At 59.9% G+C, this 19,433-nt stretch carries 18 protein-coding genes and 1 pseudogene; 6 read left to right on the top strand and 13 right to left on the bottom strand.

The genetic code is table 11. The features are described from left to right. Window positions 1-4: 4 nt before the first annotated feature. The 10 genes from araD to CKW09_RS16605 all read right to left on the bottom strand — a co-directional run bounded on the left by araD (window position 5) and on the right by CKW09_RS16605 (window position 10,660). Window positions 5-697, bottom strand: coding sequence for an L-ribulose-5-phosphate 4-epimerase (gene araD, locus CKW09_RS16560; protein ID WP_095098456.1), 693 nt, complete (start codon window positions 695-697; stop codon window positions 5-7). Further along, window positions 691-1,560 carry an L-ribulose-5-phosphate 3-epimerase gene (locus CKW09_RS16565; RefSeq protein ID WP_095098459.1) on the bottom strand — a complete coding sequence of 290 codons (870 nt, stop codon included), beginning with the start codon at window positions 1,558-1,560 and terminating at the stop codon, window positions 691-693. The genes araD and CKW09_RS16565 overlap by 7 nt, the downstream gene beginning before the upstream one ends. After that, complete coding sequence (locus CKW09_RS16570) at window positions 1,547-3,034, bottom strand: FGGY-family carbohydrate kinase (RefSeq protein ID WP_095098462.1); 1,488 nt, start codon at window positions 3,032-3,034, stop codon at window positions 1,547-1,549. Before CKW09_RS16570 ends, CKW09_RS16565 begins: the two co-directional genes overlap by 14 nt. An 18-nt stretch (window positions 3,035-3,052) precedes the next feature. Further along, the gene (locus CKW09_RS16575) at window positions 3,053-4,042 is read right to left on the bottom strand and encodes an ABC transporter permease (protein WP_061795903.1); all 990 of its coding nucleotides are present in this window, start codon (window positions 4,040-4,042) and stop codon (window positions 3,053-3,055) included. After that, window positions 4,039-5,529 carry a sugar ABC transporter ATP-binding protein gene (locus CKW09_RS16580; protein WP_083950350.1) on the bottom strand — a complete coding sequence of 497 codons (1,491 nt, stop codon included), beginning with the start codon at window positions 5,527-5,529 and terminating at the stop codon, window positions 4,039-4,041. The genes CKW09_RS16575 and CKW09_RS16580 overlap by 4 nt, the downstream gene beginning before the upstream one ends. Window positions 5,530-5,586: 57 nt before the next feature. Next, a complete protein-coding gene (locus CKW09_RS16585) occupies window positions 5,587-6,504 on the bottom strand; it encodes an ABC transporter substrate-binding protein (protein ID WP_061795901.1) in 918 nt (305 codons plus the stop codon). Between the two features lie 134 nt (window positions 6,505-6,638). After that, on the bottom strand, window positions 6,639-7,706 hold the full coding sequence (locus tag CKW09_RS16590) for a zinc-binding dehydrogenase (RefSeq protein WP_061795900.1): 1,068 nt from the start codon (window positions 7,704-7,706) through the stop codon (window positions 6,639-6,641). A gap of 546 nt (window positions 7,707-8,252) precedes the next feature. Next, window positions 8,253-8,570: a PTS system regulator TmaR gene (gene tmaR, locus CKW09_RS16595; RefSeq protein WP_004935612.1), complete on the bottom strand. Its 318-nt coding sequence runs from the start codon at window positions 8,568-8,570 to the stop codon at window positions 8,253-8,255. Window positions 8,571-8,731: 161 nt separating this feature from the next. Next, window positions 8,732-9,799 carry an FUSC family protein gene (locus CKW09_RS16600; protein WP_061795898.1) on the bottom strand — a complete coding sequence of 356 codons (1,068 nt, stop codon included), beginning with the start codon at window positions 9,797-9,799 and terminating at the stop codon, window positions 8,732-8,734. A 93-nt stretch (window positions 9,800-9,892) separates the two neighbouring features. Then, complete coding sequence (locus CKW09_RS16605; RefSeq protein ID WP_095098465.1) at window positions 9,893-10,660, bottom strand: N-acetylmuramoyl-L-alanine amidase; 768 nt, start codon at window positions 10,658-10,660, stop codon at window positions 9,893-9,895. Window positions 10,661-10,836: 176 nt separating this feature from the next. Here CKW09_RS16605 and CKW09_RS16610 point away from each other — a divergent pair, with 176 nt between their 5' ends. After that, window positions 10,837-11,583, top strand: a complete 747-nt coding sequence (locus CKW09_RS16610) for a S24 family peptidase (protein WP_061795896.1) — start codon at window positions 10,837-10,839, stop codon at window positions 11,581-11,583. A gap of 15 nt (window positions 11,584-11,598) precedes the next feature. Here CKW09_RS16610 and CKW09_RS16615 read toward each other — a convergent pair whose 3' ends face one another. Further along, window positions 11,599-12,708 (bottom strand): SDR family oxidoreductase, encoded by a 1,110-nt coding sequence (locus tag CKW09_RS16615; protein ID WP_061795895.1) that lies wholly within the window; start codon window positions 12,706-12,708, stop codon window positions 11,599-11,601. 256 nt (window positions 12,709-12,964) lie between these two features. Between CKW09_RS16615 and CKW09_RS16620 the strand changes: the two genes are divergently transcribed. From CKW09_RS16620 to sbcB, 3 genes are all read left to right on the top strand, one after another. Next, window positions 12,965-13,174: a hypothetical protein gene (locus CKW09_RS16620; RefSeq protein WP_095098468.1), complete on the top strand. Its 210-nt coding sequence runs from the start codon at window positions 12,965-12,967 to the stop codon at window positions 13,172-13,174. A 72-nt stretch (window positions 13,175-13,246) separates the two neighbouring features. After that, complete coding sequence (locus CKW09_RS16625) at window positions 13,247-13,435, top strand: DNA polymerase III subunit theta (protein WP_061795893.1); 189 nt, start codon at window positions 13,247-13,249, stop codon at window positions 13,433-13,435. An 89-nt stretch (window positions 13,436-13,524) separates the two neighbouring features. After that, a complete protein-coding gene (gene sbcB, locus CKW09_RS16630; protein ID WP_095098471.1) occupies window positions 13,525-14,952 on the top strand; it encodes an exodeoxyribonuclease I in 1,428 nt (475 codons plus the stop codon). Window positions 14,953-15,012: 60 nt separating this feature from the next. Here sbcB and CKW09_RS16635 read toward each other — a convergent pair whose 3' ends face one another. Further along, the gene (locus CKW09_RS16635) at window positions 15,013-16,380 is read right to left on the bottom strand and encodes an APC family permease (RefSeq protein WP_061795891.1); all 1,368 of its coding nucleotides are present in this window, start codon (window positions 16,378-16,380) and stop codon (window positions 15,013-15,015) included. 532 nt (window positions 16,381-16,912) lie between these two features. After that, window positions 16,913-18,331: a glutamine synthetase family protein gene (locus tag CKW09_RS16645; RefSeq protein ID WP_095098474.1), complete on the bottom strand. Its 1,419-nt coding sequence runs from the start codon at window positions 18,329-18,331 to the stop codon at window positions 16,913-16,915. Between the two features lie 394 nt (window positions 18,332-18,725). Between CKW09_RS16645 and puuR the strand changes: the two genes are divergently transcribed. Continuing rightward, window positions 18,726-19,283: an HTH-type transcriptional regulator PuuR gene (gene puuR, locus CKW09_RS16650; RefSeq protein WP_061795889.1), complete on the top strand. Its 558-nt coding sequence runs from the start codon at window positions 18,726-18,728 to the stop codon at window positions 19,281-19,283. A 6-nt stretch (window positions 19,284-19,289) separates the two neighbouring features. After that, window positions 19,290-19,418 (top strand): annotated as a pseudogene (locus CKW09_RS16655) (FAD-dependent oxidoreductase); the annotation flags it as partial. Between the last annotated feature and the right edge of the window lie 15 nt (window positions 19,419-19,433).

Below are 19,433 nucleotides of genomic sequence, written 5' to 3' on the forward strand. Positions count from 1 at the left end.
CGGGTTATTGCCCGTAGTAGGCGTGTTTGCCGTGCTTGCGCAGGAAATGCTTGTCCAGCAGCTGCGGCTGCATCGGGGCGATCGCCGGCGCAAGCTGGCGCGTGGCCATCGCCATCACCGCCACCTCCTCCATCACCACCGCATTGTGCACCGCATCCGCCGCATCCTTGCCCCAGGCGAACGGCCCGTGGGAATACACCAGCACCCCCGGCACCTGCTGCGGATCGCGCCCCGCCTGGTTGAAGGTCTCAATAATCACCTTGCCGGTTTCCCCCTCGTAGTCGCCGGCAATCTCCGCTTCGTTCATCGGCCGGGTGCAGGGAATGTCGCCATAAAAATAGTCGGCGTGGGTGGTGCCCAGCGCCGGGATCGGCTGCCCGGCCTGCGCCCAGATGGTGGCGTTGCGGCTGTGGGTGTGCACCACCCCGCCGATCGCCGGAAAGGCGCGGTACAGGGCCAGATGGGTGGCGGTGTCGGATGAGGGTTTGCGGTGCCCCTCACACACCCGGCCTTCCAGATCCACCACCACCAAATCCTCCAGCGTCATCTGTTCATAGGCGATGCCCGAAGGCTTGATCACCACCAGCCCGTTTTGACGGTCGATCGCCGAGACGTTGCCCCAGGTAAAGGTCACCAGCCCATAGGCCGGCAGGCTGAGGTTGGCGGCCAGCACCCGCTGTTTGAGTTCGTTCAGCATGCAATCCCCCCGCTGATCATCTGTTGCTCCATCCAGGCCTTGGCCTGGCGGATGCGGTTAATGTCCTGCTCGTCGTCGCGCGCCCACATTTCCAGCAGGAAAGGGCCGCGATAGTTGAGCGATTTGAGAATGGCGAAGGCGTGCGCGAAATCTACGCAGCCTTCGCCGAAGGGCACGTCGCGAAACTGCCCGGCCGAGCCCGGCGCCACCGGCACGGTGTCTTTCAGGTGGATCGCGGTGATCTGCTCGATCCCCTGTGCCAGCTCGGTTGCCAGATCGTTGCCCCAGGCGCTGAGGTTGCCGATATCCGGGTAAACGGTGAACCACGGGCTGCCGACGTGGCGCGCGATGTCCCGCCATTTGCTGATGCTGCTGATGAACGGAGTGTCCATCACCTCGACCGACAGCATCACCTGCGCCCTGGCCGCCTGCTCCACCGCCCACTGCATGCCCTCGATAAAACGCTGGCGCGTATGGCGATCGGAAGCCTCGTAGTACACGTCGTAACCCGCCAGCTGAATGTTGCGGATGCCGAGATCGCCGGCGAACGCCAGCGCCTTGGTCAGCAATACCCTGGCGTGCTGCCGGGTGGCCGCGTCGGCGCTGCCGAACGGATAACGCCGGTGCGCCGACAGGCACATGCTCGGCACCGCCACCCCGCTGTCGAACCGGGCGTTGATAAACGCCAGCCGCTCGCGGCGATCCCAGTCCAGGCGCTGCTGGCGCGCCGGCTGTTCGTCGATGGAAATCTCCATAAACTGAAAGCCCAGCTCGCCGGCGGTCGCCAGCCGCTGCGCCCAGCTCAGGCCGGCGGGCAGCGCTTTCTCGTACAGCCCCAGACAGGCGGCGCTAGTGGTTTGCATAGTTAACCTCATTCAATGCCTGCGCCACCGCCAGATAGCGCGCCATCTGGGCGCGCAGGCGGCGGTTGGCGGCGGGTTCGGGGAAATAGCGGCGCAGCCGGGGCGGCGCGGCCTCGAGCGCTTCGGAGAAACCGGCGTATTCACCGGCACCGACCGCGGCGCACAGCGCGGCGGCGCGGCAGCCGCTTTGCCGGGTCTCCACCACCTCCAGCGGCAAGTTGCCGGCGTCGGCGTAGATCTGCATCCAGACCTCCGACTGCGTCGGCCCGCCGGTCATGCGCACCCGCTCCACCCGCGGGTTGAGCTGCAGCAGGCGGTCCTGGTGGATCAGGTGAGAGAACACGATGCCCTGGTAAATCGCCTGCACCACGTCCGCCATGCCGTGGTGCCCGCTCAGGCCAATCAGCCCGCCCGGCACGCCGGCGCCGAGGTTGGAGCCGTACAGGTACGGCAGGAACAGAATGTCGCAGGCGCGTTCGCGGCGTTCGGCCACCCAGGCGTTGAACTGCGCGTAGCGCTGGCGATCGCCGCCGCAGAACTGGCGCAAAAACCACGCCAGATTGCCGGCCGAGGTCGCGCTGCCTTCGTGGGCAAAGTAGCGCCCTTCGATGCAATAACGCCCCCAGGCGTAGGGGTAGTCGGCCGGCAGCAAACGGTCGGTCACGCAGGTGGCGATCGACCAGGTGCCCGCCACCGCGCTGAGCGTACGGTGATCCGCCACGCCGGAGCTGAGCGCGGCGCCGACCACGTCGAACAGCCCGCCGTATACCGCGGTGCCCGCGCGCAGGCCGCACTGCGCCGCCGCCGCGGCCGTCACCCGCCCGGCCAGCTGTGCCGAACCGACGATCGGCGCGGTTTTGTCCGCGGCCTCTTCGATGCCGAAGGCCGCCATCAGCGCCGGGTCATAATCGCCGCTGTGCTGGTTGAACAGGTTGCTGCCGGAGATGTTGGTCACTTCGGCGGCAATCTCGCCGGTCAGCCGAAAGCGCAGATAGTCATGCGCCATCAGCACCCGGTCGATGGCGGCGTACTGCGCCGGCTGCCGCTGTTTCAGCCAGCGCAGCAGCACCGCCGGGTGGCTGCTCCAGATCGGCTGCAGGCTGCGGGGATAGCTCAGCGCTTCAACGCCGTCGCGCCGCAATGCCTCGGCCATCGCCGCCGCCCGGGTATCCGAAGAGAGAATGCCGTTGCCGACCGGGCGGCCTTGCCGGTCGATGGCGTACAGCCCCTTGCCGTGGGCGGAGAAACTGAGGCCGCGCACCTGGCCGGCGTCGATCGCCGCCGCATGCAGCGCCTGGCGGATCACCGCGCAAACGTCATCCCACAATGCGTCCATATTGCGCTCGCTAAATCCGGGGCTAACGGAAAGCGCCCCGGCGTCGCGTTCGGCAATCGCCATTTCCTGGCCGTCGGCGCGGTATAATCCGGCCTTGATCACCGTACCGCCGATATCCACCCCGATAAAAAATCCCATGGCGTTATCTCCCCCGCCTTACTTGCGGCGCACGGAACTGAGATAGATGGCGGCCAGGATAATGCCGCCCTTCACCACGTTCTGGATATACGGGGAAACGTTCATCAGGTTGAGGCCGTTGTTCAGCACGCCGAGCATCATCGCCCCGACCAGGGTGCCGATAATCGCCCCGCGGCCGCCGGAAATCGCCGCCCCGCCCAGCACCACCGCGGCGATGGCGTCCAGTTCGAAGCCTTCGCCGGCGTTCGGCTGCCCGCTCATCAGGCGCGAGGTCAGCACCAGCCCGGCCAGCGCGGCGGTGAGGCCGCTGACCACGTACACCAGCATTTTGTAGCGCGGCACGCGGATGCCGCTCAGCCGCGCCGCCTCTTCGTTGCCGCCGATGGCGTAGACGTAGCGGCCGAACGGCAGGTGGTTCAGCATCAGCCAGGCCAGCAGGTACACGCCGATCATGATCAGGATCGGCACCTGAATGCCCAGCAGCGTGCCGCGGCCGAAGAAAGAAAACATCTCGGGCAGGCCGGAGATCGGATAACCGCCGGTGTACAGCAGCGCCAGGCCGCGGGCGATGCCCATCGACGCCAGGGTGACGATGATCGGCGGCATGCGCAGATAGGCGATGCAGGCGCCGTTGGCCAGGCCGAACAGCGCGCCGATCGTTAACGCCGCCAGCATCGCCAGCGGGATAGGCACCGCGGCCAGCATCAGCCCGGCGGCGATGGAGCCCGCCAGCGCCATCACCGGGCCGACGGACAGATCGATGCCGCCGGTCAGGATCGCGCAGGTCATGCCGACGGCGATGATGGCGTTGATCGACACCTGCCGCGCCACGTTGGTCAGGTTGTTTACCGTCAGGAAGCTGTCGTTCAGCCCGCTCATCAGCACGAACAGGATCACGAAACCGATAAACGGCAGCACCGCCGGGTGATGCAGGCGTTTTTCCCAGCGCTTGCTGAGGCCGGGGCCGGCGGCGCGCCCCGTTGCGGAAGACTGTTCAATTCCGATCATAATGCACTCCCGGTCGCGTGAAGCATGATGTTGTTGGACTCGATTTCATCGCCGGTCAGTTCGGCGACGATATGCCCGCCGCGGAACACCAGCACGCGGTCGCATACGCCGATAATTTCCGGTAACTCGGATGAAATCATGATGATGGAGATGCCTTTTTGCGTCAGCTGCTGCATCAGCTGATAGATTTCCGCCTTGGCGCCCACGTCGATGCCGCGCGTGGGCTCATCGAAGATAAGAATGTTGCAGTCGTTATTGAGCCAGCGGGCAATCACCACCTTCTGCTGATTGCCGCCGCTCAGGGTGCTGACGGCGGTGTCCGCATCCGGCGTTTTTACCCCGACGGCGCGGATCAGCCGCTGCACGATGTCCTGCTCCTTGCGGGCATTGATGAAAATCTTGCCGCGCCGGTGGTGCCGGTTGAGCGTGATGTTCTGCGCCACCGAAAACGGCAGCACCAGCCCTTCGGTTTTGCGGCTTTCCGGCAGCAGGCCGATGCCCCGCTGCAGCGCCTGCGCGGGATTGCGCAGCGCGGCGGGCTGCCCGGCCAGGCGAATGTTTTTGCGGTAACAGCCGCTGGCGCCAATCATGGCGGCGACGGTTTCGGTACGCCCGGAGCCCACCAGCCCGGCGAAGCCGAGGATTTCCCCCTGCCGCAGGTGAAAGCGGTCCTCCGCGCCGTGCTTTTCGCGCTGAATGCTCGCCTCCAGCAGCACCGTCGCGTCGCCGGCCGGGTGCCGCTTCGGCGGAAAGGCATGTTCGATTTTCCGCCCGACCATCAGCCTGACCAGCTCCTCGACGTCGGTATCGCCGGTGGTCAGCGTCTGGATATAGCCGCCGTCGCGCAGCACGGTGATCCGATCGCAAATGGTGAAAATCTCGTCCAGGTGATGCGAGATAAACACCATGCCGACGCCGAGCAGCCGCAGATCGTTCATCACGCTGAACAGGTGCTCTGCCTCGCCCGGCGTCAGCGTGGCGGTGGGCTCGTCCAGCACCAGAATGCGCGCGTCCAGCGACAGCGCCTTGGCGATCTCGACGAACTGCTGCTGCGCCACGCTCAGCTGCTCCACCGGGCGGTCGAGATCGATCTCCACCGTCAGGCGCTTGAAAATCGCTTCGGCCTTGCGCCGCATTGCGCGGCGATCCAATAATCCCCAGCGATTTTTTATTTCCCGGTTCAGGAAAATATTATCGATCGCGTTCATATAAGGAATTAATGAAAACTCCTGAAATATAATGCCTACCCCGGCGTTGATCGCCTGGCGATAATTATTGAAATGGCGCTGCTCGCCATCAATGAAAATATCGCCGCTGTCCGGCTGATAAATCCCGCACATAATTTTAACCAGCGTGGATTTACCGGCGCCGTTTTCGCCCAATAAGGCGTGCACCTCGCCGCGCTGAATGCTGAGATCGATGCCGTCCAGCGCCTTCACGCCCGGAAAGGACTTGTTAATCTGCTTTAATTCCAATAAAGGTGTCAGCACTGTCATACCCTCCGCGTTTATCGCTCCGCCCGAACGGAGCGATAATTGACGCCTTTACCAGCTGAAGCCCGCCGCGTTGCTGTGGTCGATCAGCTTCACTTTTACCGGCACGGTTTTCGGCACGTTGGCGCCCCAATAGCGGGCCAGCGCGATGCCCAACGCGATACGCAGCTGATCGCGCGGGAACTGGGCCGAGGTGGCGATGAACGGCGAATTCGGCTTCAGGATCTCCTTAATCGCCTCCGGCTGGCCGTCGACGCTGACCAGCTTCACCTTGGCGCCATTGCTTTCTATCGCCGCCAGCGCGCCCAGCGCGCCGATGTCATTGACGCTGAAAATCCCCGCCAGGTCCGGCGCCGACTGCAGCATGTTCTCCGTTACCGTCAGCGCGGTATCGCGCTCCTGCTTGCCGTTTTGCTTGGTGACAATCTTGATGTCGGGGTATTTCTTCATCGCCGCTTCGAAGCCGCGCACCCGCTCGAGGATCGGCACCACCGGAATGCCGTCGAGGATCGCCACCTTGCCCTTGCCGCCCAGCGATTTGGCCAGGTACTCGCCGGCCTGGAAACCGGCGTCGTAGTTTTCCGAGCCGACGAAGGAGTCGAGCGGCCCTTCGGCCTGGGCGTCTATCGCCACCACCACCGCGCCGGCCTTATGCGCGGAGATCACCGCCGATTGCACCCCCACCGAATCGGTCGGGTTAATCAGCAAGATATCCACCTTCTTCTGCAGCATGTCTTCGACGTCGCTGATTTGCTTGGAAACGTCATGCCGGGCATCGGCGACATACACCTTGGCGCCGATGTCATTGGCCGCCTGCTCCAGCGATTCTTTCATGGTGACAAAATAATCGTTGTTCATTTCCTGGAATGAAATGCCAATGGTGATCTGCTTGGCCATCGCCATTTGGCTGGCCACCAACATTCCACCGGCGATAATAAAAGGCACGGTTTTTCTGGCGAATGAAAACATAGCTTATTCTCCTGTAGGGTTCGGATATTATTGTGGTTATCAGAGCAACAGCATGTCTTGGTTTTATTTATTGATAAGGCGGCTTATTTCACTCTATCGCCGAGTGAAATAAGCCTCGAGACTCACGTGATAAATCAGGGAACCAGAATAACCTTGATCGAGTCGGTGGAATCCGCCAGGGCGAACGCCTGGTCCCATTCATTTAATGAATAACTGTGGGTCACCACTCCGGTTGAGGTCACCAACCCGCGTTCAAACAGGTCGATGGCGATTTCATAGCTGTAAGGCGCCAGATGCGCGCCGCGAATATCCAGCTCCTTGCGGTCGCCGATGATCGACCAATCGACGGTGGTTTCCTTGCCGAATACGCTGAATTCGACGAAACGCCCCAGCTTGCGGATCATCTGCAGCCCCTGGGTTACGCCGATCGGCGCGCCGGTGGCTTCGATATAAACGTCGCAGCCGTAGCCGCCGGTCAGCGATTTGACTATCTGGTCGGCATCTTCCTTTAACGGGTTGATCACCACGTCGGCGCCGAAGGCTTTCGCCAGCGCCAGGCGCTCGTCGATGGCGTCGATGACGATAAGCTTCTTCGGCGTCTTCAGCCGGGCGACCTGCACCATGCACAGCCCCAGCGGCCCGGCGCCGGCCAGCACCACCACGTCGTCCAGCTGAATATCCCCGCGCGCCACGGTGTGGATCGCGCAGGCCATAGGTTCGATCAGCACCGCGTCTTCATGGCTGAGGCTTTCCGGGATCTTGTGCACGATGGCGTTTTCCGAGAAGCGCATGTATTCCGCCATGCCGCCCTCCGCCACGTCTTTCTGGAAGCCGTAGATGTTGTGGGTTTCACACATCCAGTAGCTGCCGGATTTGCAATAGCGGCAGTCCCAGCAGGGAACGATCTGTTCGGCGATCACCCGCTCGCCGATCCGGTACTTCCCCTCCGCGCCCTCGCCCATGGCGGCGATGCGGCCGTAAAACTCGTGGCCGGGCACCACCGGCGGCTTGACCCACGGGTTTTCCCCCCAGAACATCTGCGCGCCGTTTTTGCACTTGCAGTCGCCGGCGCAGATGCCGCAGCCTTCCACCTTGATCACCAACTCGCGGGCCTTCGGCAGCGGCGTAGGGACCTGCTCAAAACGATAATCCTGCGGTCCGTGGCACACTACGGCGCGCATTTTTTCAGGCAACTGGCTCATCAATCCCTCCAAAAACAAACGTTAAGTTACTGTAAAATAGCAATGTTGACGTTGTCATTTTTATGCAAATAAAAAAAAGGTTAAATTAACCTAATGATTTTAATTGATTTAACATAAGAAACCTCGAAAAACAGAAAATGACAACGTAAACATTGACCATCATATAACCAAAGCTGCAAAAATAATTGTTTGATCGAAATCACATATCGTTAACATTGCGGCTAAAAATGCTACAAACCCGACAGCGATCCCACTATGAATGAGGTGAAAGATCGCCGGAGGATCCTTGCAGAGGGGCAATGGTTTGAAAATAAACAGAAACAGTCTAGCCGATGCCGCAGTAGCGGTATCGCATCCGCTCATATCGGGAAGAGTTTGCCCGGTACGGCATGACGCTTCTCCACGCGTTGATGCGTTTTTTAAACGGCGTTTACATACTGAAGAAAAGGCGCGGTTCAGGCATAGCAAGCGCCGGTAAAGGCGTTGGGAGGATAAACAGAGGGGGAACACAGGGGCCAGGCGCAACGCCTGGCCCGATAAAGCAGGTTACTTCACTTCGCCCATCGCTTTCAGCTTTTTGGACAGCTCGCGACGCTCTTTGGACAGATCGGCATTTTTGATGATGTAGTCATCAACGCGATCTTCATAGTCGCTGCGCATGTTGGCGATGATGCCCTGAATGTCTTCAATGCTCATGCCGGGTTTGATGTACTCACTCAGGTTGTCGAGCAGCAACACGCGCTTCTGGTTATCACGAATTTTCTTTTCGTTGTCGACGATTTCGCGCTGCAGCTTATTTTTACGGCGGAACATACGCACAAACTCCAGAACGTCCTGGAAACTCGGCTTATTTGCATTATCCATCTTCATACCCTTGCTTTAGTAATACACAGATTCATTTGCTTACGGCCACAATGGCACCAAGATACAGGTTTGTGGCGGTCAGGCACAACTCTCATTGCCTTATCTTACCCACTTTAGGCCATCGGCCAAAACCGAAAGCGCTCGCTTCATGATCTGACCCCTTATTCAGGACCGCCGGCGGTGCACACCTTGAGCAGGTCGCCAAGCTCCTCCAACTGCCGCGCCAGTACCATGCTCAGCCACACATAGCCGTAAATCGGCGCTTCGCCGTGTTGGCTGACGCTGGCCTCGCGCATCAGGATTTGCAACTCGCCGGCGATTTCCCCCAGTTGCCCCGCCGCGGCCTGCCGCCGTTGCTGCGGCCCTTCACGCATCAGCGCCGCCAGCGACGCCAATGAACTCAGCGTCAGCAGCTGGGCGCTGCGCAAAGTCTTGGCATTCAGCATGATGAAGTGAGTCTCGCGCGAGGCCCAGTAGGCATCGGCCAACAGCTCCAGCGTGCACACCAGGTTGCGGCTGAGGGTCTGCACCGCTTCGAACACCGCCCTGGGGATATGGGTTTCCTTGCTGCCGGGCACGATCAGGCCGCGCAGCTTGACCACCTGATTAAGCAAGTCTTTCAGCTGCGGCTCCAACCGCGGCCGCTCAATCACGTTGGGCGAAAGATAGGCGCTATAGATCCTGCCGGCGTTCTGCAGGCAGTCGGCCATCTGCATGCGCCACAGAATATAGGCCCGCTGCGGGTAAATGCTGGTGAACAGCAGCGCCAGCAGGGAACCGAAGATCACATCGCCGCTGCGCCACAGCGCGGTATGCATGTCGCCGGCGCCGGCGCCGCACACCACCGCCAGCGTGATCCCCACCAGCAACGCCATATAAGGCCGCTTGCCCAGCGTCAGGTAGCCGCAGAGAAACATCACCCCCCCGCACCAGGCCAGCATCAGCGGCAGCGAATACAGTTCCAGATACAGGGCGATCAGCCCGGAGGCGGCGCCGAACACCGTGCCGGCGATGCGCTGCAGCGCCCTTTGCAGCACGTTGCCCCAGAAAGATATCGGCCCCATCACCACCACCAGGGTGATCAGCGGCCAGGTGCCTTCGGGCACCTCCAGCAGGCGGATAAGCAGGAAGGTCAGGATAAACGCCAACCCGATGCGCACCCCGTGCACGATGCGGTAATGGCGGTAGGTCAGCAGTTCAAACGGCGAAATCTTTCTGTCGAGGCGCACAATGCATCCGGTTAATACGGGCCAGAGGCTTAGTTTAGCGGAGGAAGACGACGGGAGAAAAGGCGAATGAGGCGTCCCCCATTCGCCCCCGGCCTAGGCGACGTACTTGTCGACCAGCGCACGCAGGACGGCGGCGGTTTCCGCATCCATTACGCCGTCATACTTTTGCTGACGGAAATGCAGCTGGAAAGCGCGCACCAGCTGGCGGTACCCTTCTGCATTGGTGGCCGCCGAGGTGTCGTAGCCGTATTTGGCGAACAGCGCCAGCAGTTCCTGCTGCGCAGGCAGGCCCTGGCTGCAATAGCTTTGCTGATGCCGCTGCTTTACCGCGTCGTCGTACCAGGCGCCGACCCCGGCCTGATGCAGCTGCCGCCAGGGGAACTGCGGGCCCGGATCGCTCTTGCGGCCCGGCGCGATGTCGGAGTGGGCCACCACGTTGACCGGGGTGATATCCGGGTAGCGCTGCAGGATGTTTTGCGCCAGCCGGGTCACCGCCGCAATCTGCTGCGGATCAAACGGCGGAAAGGTGATGTCTTCTCCATCGCCGCTCGCCAGGTTGACGATCTCGATGCCGATCGCCGTGTCGTTGAGGTTATTGCGGTTGCCCCACTGGCTGGCCCCGGCGTGCCAGGCGCGTTCGTTCTCGTCCACCAGGTTGAAAATGCGCACGCCGCTGAAGCCGGCGGCCTGGTAACCGGGATCGGTCGGATCCGGCACCAGATAATGGGCGCTGACCGACTTGCCGGTCAGGGACTGGACGGAATCGACAAAATTTTGCGCCGTATAATGCAGCACCAGGAAGCGCACGCGGTGGCCAAAGCTGGCGACCGAACGGTAGCTGTTGTAATCAATCTTGAACATCGTAAATTCCCTCTTCTCGGTTGATTTCACTGAACGGCTCATCATCATGACTGGCCGTTCTCTCGGCGTGAGCCTGCAGACCCCCTCTTTGTTTTAGCTAAACGCTAAATCTCGCGCAAGCGTTTTTTAGCAAAAACGTTATTTACCTTTTTGCTAAAGAGTGAGATCATCCGCAGATGGAAACTAAAGAAATAAGACGCAACAACCTGCGCGAACTGATGGCCCGCTACGCCCGGCAAGGCGTCAACCAGAACGAGTTCGCCGCCCTGGTTGAATCCTCTGCGCCCACGCTGAGCCAAATCATCGGTGAAAAATCCTCCCGCAATCTTGGCGACAACCTCGCCAGGCGGATAGAGGCCAGGCTGGATCTGCCCAAAGGCTGGTTTGACGTGTTTCATGAAAAGCAGCTGACCCGTCCGTTCGACAACGTGGCGGCAGAATCCGACTTTCAACCCGCCCGCCTGAAACCGGTGGTGTGGGAGGACACCGAACAGGACAAGGAAGAGTTCGTGGAGATCCCGCTGCTGGATATCGATTTTTCCGCCGGCGACGGCTGCTATGAAATCGTCGATCGCGAAGAGTTTTCGCTGATCTTCCGCCGCTACTATCTGCACAAGATGGGGGTGGCGGTGAACGCGGCGCGGATTATCCGCATCTCGGGCTCCAGCATGGAGCCGCGCCTGCAGGATGGCGACGTGGTGGGCATCAATACCGACGACACCCGCATTCGCGAAGGCAAGACCTACGCGATACGCCACGGCAACCTGCTGCGGGTGAAAATTTTGATCGAGCAGCCCGACGGCGGCGTCGTCATCCGCTCGCTCAACCGGGAAGAATATCAGGACGAGCACCTCAGCTACCAGCAGCGCAAAGAGCAGCTGGTGGTGCTGGGGCGGGTGTTCTGGTCTTCGTCGTCCTGGTGACGCGCAACCGGGCGCTTACTTGAAGTCCACCACCATCTGCTGCTGGATCGTCAGGCCGCGGGTCGACTGCACGCAGCTGTGGATGTAGTCGGTAAAGCGCGGCGGCTTCGGCATGCCCAGCTTGAGTATCTTCTCATTGCTGAAACGCACGTTGAGCATGGCGAATGACCCGTACAGCCGCATCGCTTTCAGCATCAGCCGCTCATTGCACGGGCCGAAGATATCTTTCAGCTGCCTGCGCATTTTTACCAGCGCGTCATAGTTGACCTGCGCGTAAGCATCGCCGACCGGCGCCTTTTCCAGCGCGGCGGCCATGGCGCGATCGATATCGGCGAAGCTGACGCTGCTCCCTTCCCCGGCGGAAATATGGTAGACGTCGTTTTCCAGCGGGCCGCTGTTCATCAGCATCACCAGCGCGTCGGCGCAGTAATCCGCCGGGATCACATCGATGTTATCCTGCAGCGAGCACATGAACTTGCGCAGCATCAGCGCCATGCTGAACACCCAAAAAATGCTGCTGGAGGGCTGGCAGCCGAGGCGGGTATGGCCCACCACAATCGACGGCCGGGCGATCACCAGCGGCAGCTGCGGGCAGCGCTGGCGCATCAGCTGCTCAATGGTGGATTTGGAACGGGTGTACTCCACCAGATGCTCGGCGCCCTCTTCAAACTCGCCGCTTTCCGCCACCAGCGAACCCGGCTCAGGCGCACAGGACATCGCGGTGCCGACGTGCAGGAAACGTTGCAGCCCTTTTACCTGCGCCATTCTTTCGGCAAAGGCCAGCGTGCCCTCCACATTCACTTTCCAAATGAGCGGGTTATTGCCGAATGACGCAACCGCCGCACAATTGATAACGTGCGTGACATTATCGATACGCGAGTCAGATAAAAAAGCTTCCGGCTCGGATAAGTCGCCCAACAATATATTTTCTTTCGTTATTTTAGATAATAGATTGGCGGCGACATTAAATTTTTCCATATTGGCTTTTATACGCGCCAACCCCCGCGGCGCATCCTCTGCACGCACTAACAACAGGCAGTTAATGTTTTGATTTTCATTCAGTAACTTCTCAAGAACCGCACCACCGAGAAAGCCGGTAGCGCCAGTCAACAGCAGCGTTTTCATAATAATTATCCACAATGGCATTGAATGAGGCTGATTGTATGCGTGGATATTTAAACAAATATTAAATAAAACCTCGGAGTGTTTAGTTATCTTTTCTTAATATTATCTTAAGAATGTTTTGAAACACCCGCGCGGCATTTGGTAACAAATTGGCGTTAAAATGACGGGAGTTAATCAGCGTCGTTTAAATATCATTGATGTTGTCTCTGATTTAATTTACTTCTCAGCATAACTTTTCTTTTCCCCTGGAGGGCGTATGACCTATAACCAAAAAGTTTGGTTGGGTATATTACTGCTGTGCAGTTTTTTTTGGCTGGCGGTGATCGGCGGTATTTCTTCGCTCAATGGCGACCTTGAGCGCGTCGGTCAGCATCGCCAGAGCGACGAGCTGGCGGCGCAACACGGCCAAATCCATCACGACACCCGCACGGCGCAAGGGACTCCCCCCTTGCCGCCAACCGCCTGATCCCCCCGTTATGGGTAGGGACAAGCACCGCTAACGATCCTATGATGCCCTGAGATTTACAGGGAGATAAAAATGACTCGAAAGCTGGATAGCTTGCCCCAGGCGGAACGTGAAAAAATCGAAGCCGACTTATTGGCCATCAGCGTTATCTATAACGAACGCTACGGCATCGCCTCCACTCAGGCCGATGCGGAACAACAGGTGCCCGAACACCTGCGCGCCTATTTTTTTCAGCGTCTGAATTACTACCGCGGTGCGTAATAACGCGCATTTCGCTAACCACCGCTTGGCATCGCGCATCTCGCCGTTACAATAGGGGCATATTCATTCGCCACTGAAGAGATGCGATTTTGAGCAGCAAGGCACCGGCCACATTCTACATCCACGACTACGAAACCTTCGGCAAAAGCCCATCGATGGACCGCCCGGCGCAGTTTGCCGGCGTGCGCACCGACATGGATTTCAACATCATCGAAGAGCCGCTGGTGATCTATTGCGCCCCGGCCGATGATTACCTGCCGGAGCCAGAAGCGGTGATGATCACCGGCATCACGCCGCAGCAGGCGCGGGCCAAAGGCGTCAACGAGGCGGAATTCGCCCGCCAGATCCATCAGGCGTTCAGCGTGCCCGGCACCTGTATTTTGGGATACAACAATATCCGCTTCGATGACGAAGTCAGCCGCAACATTTTCTACCGCAGCTTCTACGATCCCTATGCCTACAGCTGGCAAAACGGCAACTCGCGCTGGGATCTGCTGGACGTGATGCGCGCCTGCCATGCGCTGCGCCCGGACGGCATCGTCTGGCCGGAAAACGAAGAGGGTTTCCCCAGCTTCCGTCTGGAACACCTGACCCGCGCCAACGGCGTCGAGCATACCCAGGCGCACGACGCCATGTCGGACGTTTACGCCACCATCGCCATGGCCAGGCTGGTCAAGCAGGCGCAGCCGCGGCTGTTTGATTTTCTGCTGCAGCACCGCAACAAGCACAAGCTGAATGCGCTGATCGACATCGCCGAAATGACCCCGCTGGTGCACGTTTCCGGCATGTTCGGCGCTGCGCGCGGCAACACCAGCTGGGTTTCGCCGCTGGCCTGGCACCCGGACAACAAGAACGCGGTGATCATGTGCGACCTGGCCGGCGACATGACCCCGTTGCTGACCCTGAGCGCCGAGCAGCTGCGCGAGCGGCTGTATACCCGCCGCGACGAGTTGGCCGCTGGCCAGGCGCCGGTGCCGATCAAGCTGGTACACATCAACAAGTGCCCGGTGCTGGCGCCGGCCAAAACGCTGCTGCCGGAAAATGCCGAGCGGCTGGGCATCGATCGCCAGGCCTGCCTGCAGAATCTGCAGCTGCTGCGTCAGCATCCGGAAGTGCGCGAAAAAGTGGTGGCGCTGTTTGCCGAAGCCGAGCCTTTCAAGGGGTCCGATGACGTCGACGCCCGGCTGTACGACGGTTTCTTCAGCGATGCCGACAAGGCGGCGATGAAGATTATCCAGCAAACCAAGCCGCAAAACCTGCCGGCGCTGGATCTGGCCTTCAGCGACGATCGCATGAAAGAGCTGCTGTTCCGCTTCCGCGCGCGCAACTACCCGAATACGCTGGACGACGCCGAGCAGCGCCGCTGGCTGCAACACCGGCAGGAAGCGCTGAGCGCGGAGCGGGTGCAGAATTACCTGCTGCAGCTGGAAGCGTTGTATAACCTGCACGAAGGGGACAAAGAAAAAACCGCGCTGCTGAAAGCGCTGTTTGACTACGGCCGCGAGCTGGCGGGCTAATACGCAAAAAAGGCCGCATAAGCGGCCTTTTTCTTTAATCGCGTAAAGCGTTCTTTCGCGTTATGCGGCGTCTTCGCTCGCCTGCGGTACCGGCAAGCGGAAGCTGCGGGTCACCACGGCCAGGTAGATCAGGCCAATCGCCGCCCACACCAGGCCCAGCGTCATCGAGCTGGCTTCCAGGTTAATCCACAGCGCGCCCACGGTCAGCGCGCCCATCACCGGCAGGATCAGGTAGTTGAAGGTATCCTTCAGCGTGCGGTTCATCTTGTCGCGGATATAGAACTGCGAGATCACCGACAGGTTGACGAAGGTGAAGGCCACCAGCGCACCGAAGTTGATCAGCGCGGTAGCGGTAACCAGGTCAAACGACACCGCCGACAGCGCGATGGCGCCCACCAGCAGCACGTTCAGCGCCGGGGTGCGCCATTTCGGGTGCACATAGCCGAAGAAACGGCTTGGGAACACGCCGTCGCGGCCCATCACGTACATCAGACGCGAAACGCCCGCGTGCGCCGCCATGCCGGATGCCAGCACCGTGACGCAAGAGAACACCAGGATCACCGACTGGAAGAACTTGCCCGCCACGTACAGCATGATTTCAGGCTGCGACGCGTCAGGTTCCTTGAAGCGCGAGATGTCCGGGAAGTACAGCTGCACGAAGTAAGACACCACGATAAAGATCACCCCGCCGATCAACGCGGTCAGGAAGATGGCTTTCGGGATCACTTTCTCCGCGTCTTTGGTTTCTTCGGACAGCGAGCTGATGCCGTCGAAGCCGAGGAACGAGAAGCACAGGATGGTCGCGCCGGTAATCATCGGCACCACGTGGGCGTTCTCGGACCAGAACGGACGGCTGCTGACCAGCGTGCCGGCGCCTTCGCCGTGATAAACGCCGTTAATCACCAGGCCGAGGAACACGATCATGATCGCCACCTGCACCACCACGATGATCGAGTTCAGGTTGGCCACCAGCTTGATGCCGCGCAGGTTGAAAAGGGTCATCAAACCGACCAGTGCGGCCACGAAAATCCACGACGGCACGCCAGGGAAGATGGCTTCCAGGTAAATTTTGGCCAGCAGGATGTTGATCATCGGCATGAACAGGTAGTCCAGCAGCGATGACCAGCCCACCATAAAGCCGACGTGCGGGCTGATGGCTTTCTGGGCGTAGGTATAGGCGGAACCGGCCGAAGGGAATTTCTTCACCAGCTTGCCGTAGCTCAGGGCGGTAAACAGGATCGCCAGCAGAGCGAAGGCGTACGCGGTCGCGACGTGACCATCGGTCAGGCCGGATACGATGCCGAAGGTATCGAAGATGGTCATTGGCTGCAGGTAAGCCAGGCCCATCATCACTACCGGAACTAAAGTCAGGGTTTTACGCAGCTGAGTGCGCTGAGCCGGAGCGGCGCTGATGATGTTATCGGACATTGTTCAGCCCCCCCTTACCTTCTGCCTTGCGGATGGTGGACACGCCAAGACTTAAGGTTGCGGGGAAACTTCGCAACGAGCGACTTAATTCTAAAAGAAGGGGATTGGAAGCTGGATAGCGGGTCAAGGAAGCCTCGACTGCTCCATAATCGCTGCGGCCGCAGCGGAAACCGGCGGGCACCGGCGCTAAAGTGAAAAATTGCCCCATCTTTCTTATCCTCATGAGTCACGACCATAAAGTTTTGTTTGATCGTGCACGAAACTGTTTATCTATCCGGATCGGTGTCCGGCCTCGCTTGGTGTATGAAACGCTCAGTTTGTAAAACACAAATGCAAAAAAAATAACCGACGCTTTAAAACGTCGGCTATCTGCATTGGGGGTATTTTGCACCAGAATGCCTCCGGATGACAAGATCCGGAAACCTTCTTACACAAATTCTTTTGGCGATCGTTCGGAAACCCGCCTGCCAGGCGAATTAATCCGCTATTAACCCGCTCGCCGTCAGAACGATGTCACTAACTTTACGCCCATTCAGGCATTTTTCAACATCCAGTCGATCTCGGTTTCCGTCACCAGCCGCTCGAACTGCATCAGCTCGTCCATCTTGCAGGCATGATAGACGCGGGCGAAGCGTTCGCCGAGGTACTGGGTCAGCTCGCGTTGATGCTCGAACTCATACAGCGCGTCGCTCTGGCGGATCGGGAACGGCAGCCCTTCCTGCTCCAGCCCGTTGCCGGTCACCGGCTCAGGCAGCGGCAACGCGTTGTCCAGGCCGTACAGAATGCCCGCCAGAATAGCGGCCACCACCAGATAAGGATTGGCGTCGGCCCCCGCCACGCGGTATTCCACCCGGTGGTTTTCCGGCTCGCCGATCGGAATGCGCAGCGCCACCGTGCGGTTGTTATGCCCCCAGGAGGCCTGAGTCGGCACGTACATGCCCGGCTGGAAGCGGCGGAAGGCGTTGACGTTCGGCGCCAGCAGCGCCATCGACGCCGGCATCAGCGTAATCATCCCGGCCAGCGCGCGATGCAGCAGCGGCGAATCTTCCCCCGCGGCGTCGGCGAACAGGTTTTTCCCCTCGCCGTCCAGCATGCTGATGTGCACGTGCATGCCGCTGCCGGCGTATTCCTCGTAGGGTTTGGCCATAAAGGTGGCGTGCAGATGGTGGTTTTCCGCCACCAGCCGCACCAAACGCTTCAGCGCCAGCGCGTGGTCGCAGGCCTGCAGCACGTTGTCGGTATGCTGCAGGTTAACCTCAAACTGACCGGGCGAGGCCTCAGCCACCGCGCCGTCGGCCGGCAGCCCCTGCATCTGCGCCAGGGTGTCGATGTCGTTCAGCACCTCGGCAAAATGGTTCAGGTTATCCAGCGAATAGACCTGGCTCTGCATGTTGCGCTCCTGGGTGCCGGGCGCGCACGGCGGCTGCAGATACCCTTCCGAGTCTCGCTGTCGATCGATGAGATAGAACTCCAACTCTACCGCTACCACCGGGAACAAGCCGCGCTGGCGCAACGCCTGCCATACTCGATTCAGGACATTGCGGGGTTCAACGTCAAAGGGAGTGCCATCTTCATCCAGCATGGTCAGCAATACCTGACCGATATTTTCCGGGTCCGCCGCCGAGGGGGTCAGCGAGCCGGGCACCGGCATGCACACGCGGTCCGGTTCGCCAAGCTCCTGGCCCAGACCGGCCTCTTCCACCACGTTGCCGAGGATATCCATAGCGAATACCGAGGCGGGGAAGTAACAGCCTTTTTCCAGTTTTTTCAGCCCTGAGACGGGAATGCGTTTGCCGCGGAAGGAACCATTCAGATCGGTGAGAAGGATATCGATATACTGCGTGGAGGGGTGGCGTTCCAAATAGTGAGCGACCTCACGTTGGAACGCGCTACTTCGCCTCTCTTCATTGTGCTGCGCAAAATTTTCAACTGCCGCGATATTGGTTTGCATAGGTCACCCGCCATTATGCTCAGAGAGCGCCTTGGCGCCCACTTGCCGCTCGATTCAACACATGGTCTGATTTCTCTGTAGACTGCGCCGGAACGGGCGCTCAAAATAACATCCATAATATGAAACATAGCCTTAACAGAATGGGTTTGCAAATGTTACAATCCTGTTTGATTATTCGCCACCGGCTGCTAAATTGATAAAATATTGACCGAAAAGGCCTTGGCGCCATTTTCGCGTACAGAATTTCGTCCGTCGCAACGAGGGTGACCATGGGCAATATATTTTCCAAACCCGGCCCAACTACCGATATCATGCTGTGTCGATATCACTCAGACAGGCGCCCGATACCGTTATTCATTTCTGCCTGTCGTCCCTATCAGAAGGAAGTACCGCTATGAGCGAAGTCAGCTTGGCGCCGGGCAAGCGCCTGTCACAGATCCGTTTGCAGTTGGGTTTGTCGCAGCGCCGGGTCGCCGAACTGTCCGGGTTAACCCACAGCGCAATCAGCACCATCGAACAGGACAAGGTCAGTCCGGCCATCAGCACGCTGCAAAAGCTGCTGAAGGTGTATGGGCTGTCGCTGTCGGAATTCTTTGCCGAGCCGGAAGCCGCCGACGAACCCAAGGTGGTGATCAACGCCGCAGACCTGATCGAAATCGGCAGCCAGGGCGTATCGATGAAGCTGGTGCATAACGGCAACCCGGCGCGCAACCTGGCGATGATGCTGGAAACCTACCAGCCCGGCACCACCACCGGCGAGAAGATCAAGCATCAGGGCGAGGAGATCGGCACCCTGCTGGAAGGCGAAATCGTGCTGACCATCAACGGCCAGAGCTATTGCCTGTCCGCCGGCCAGAGCTACGCCATCAACACCGGCATTCCGCACAGCTTCAGCAATACCTCGGCGCGCGTCTGCCGCATCGTCAGCGCGCACACCCCCACCACCTTCTGACGCCGGAGCAAAGACATCCATTGCGACGTCTGCATCGTCGGCGGCGGTTTTACCGGCCCGTCGTCGGCGCTGCACCTGACGAAGGCGGGTTGCCGCGTCGTGGTTCCGGCAGCGGCGCGCATCGGCTGGGGATCTGACGCCCCGCCCGCT

Origin of the sequence: Serratia ficaria (assembly GCF_900187015.1) — a bacterium.
GTDB classification, from domain to species: domain Bacteria; phylum Pseudomonadota; class Gammaproteobacteria; order Enterobacterales; family Enterobacteriaceae; genus Serratia; species Serratia ficaria.